Here is a 1,110-nt window from a genome sequence, read left to right as displayed (position 1 = left end):
ACAGCAGCCCGCCTGCTGGGGGTGGAGCGATATTACCTGCTGGAGTGAAGGGGGGTGCGGAATGTGGGGTGCAGATAAAAACCGACTGGATGTAAGGGTAGCTTTTGGCGTTGCTTCAAGAGCACACCCCGTCCCGAAGTCCCGAAGGGGATCGTCCGGTTGGTGGTGCTGAGCAGCTACCGTTCAGCCAAACCCGGCATCAGTCCTGAACTTCATCCCAGCTCATACCCATGATGCTATAGCCCGCATCCACATACACCGTCTGGCCGGTGGTTCCGCTGGACAGGGGAGAGAGCAGGTACAGGCCCAGGTTGCCCACTTCCTCGTGGGTAATCATGCGCCCCAGGGGGGCGGTGGCGTTGTACTTGGCGACCATTTTGCGAAAACCGGGAATGCTCATGGCGGCTACGGTGCGGATAGCGCCAGCGCTGATGGCGTTGACCCGGATGTTCTTTTTGCCCAGCTCATAGGCCAGGTAGCGCACGCTGGCCTCGAGGGCGGCCTTGGCAACCCCCATCACGTTGTACCTGGGCACCACCTTTTCCGAGGCGTAGTAGGTCAGGGTAACCAGGCTGCCCCCTTCGCGCAGGAGCGGCTCGGCTTCGCGGGCTACTGCTACCAGCGAATAGGCCGAGATTTGCAGGGCGGTGTTCCAATCGGCAGCGGTGGTGTCGATAAAGCGCCCTTCCATGGCGGCCCGGGGGGCAAAGGCAATGGAGTGTACCAGGTAATCAAGACCACCCCAGGTCTGTTCCAGATCGGCGAACATGGTCTTGAGGGCGGTTTCGTCGGTTACATCGACCTGGTATAAGCGTTGGTTGGGGCGGTCAGCAGTGAGCTTTTCGAGCTTTTCCTTCAGCCGCTCGCCCTGGTAGCTTAATGCCACCTCGGCCCCGGCTGCATAGAGTTTTTCGGCAATAGCCCAGCCCAGGCTATGCTCGTTGGTTACGCCCATGACCAGGGCTTTTTTGCCGGATAAATCAATCGCAATCATAACCCCCGTATCTTACCTGCACAGCCTCGAGAGTTGGCAATTTATTCAGGGGATGTAACAGGCTTTTATCATATACATCCACTAAGCCAGCGATAGAGGGGCATGGGATTGGTGGA

Annotated in this window: 1 protein-coding gene; it reads right to left on the bottom strand. The window is 58.5% G+C overall.

The genetic code is table 11. The features are described 5' to 3' along the window. Positions 1 to 199: 199 nt before the first annotated feature. A complete protein-coding gene (locus tag ABWU19_RS14850) occupies positions 200 to 994 on the bottom strand; it encodes an enoyl-ACP reductase FabI (protein WP_435902408.1) in 795 nt (264 codons plus the stop codon). Positions 995 to 1,110: the final 116 nt, after the last annotated feature.

It is taken from the genome of Meiothermus cerbereus, from assembly GCF_051297115.1.
Classification (GTDB): Bacteria; Deinococcota; Deinococci; order Deinococcales; family Thermaceae; genus Meiothermus; species Meiothermus cerbereus_A.
The sequence above is the reverse complement of the archived record's forward strand: the minus strand, read 5'-3'. Positions and strand labels throughout refer to the sequence as shown.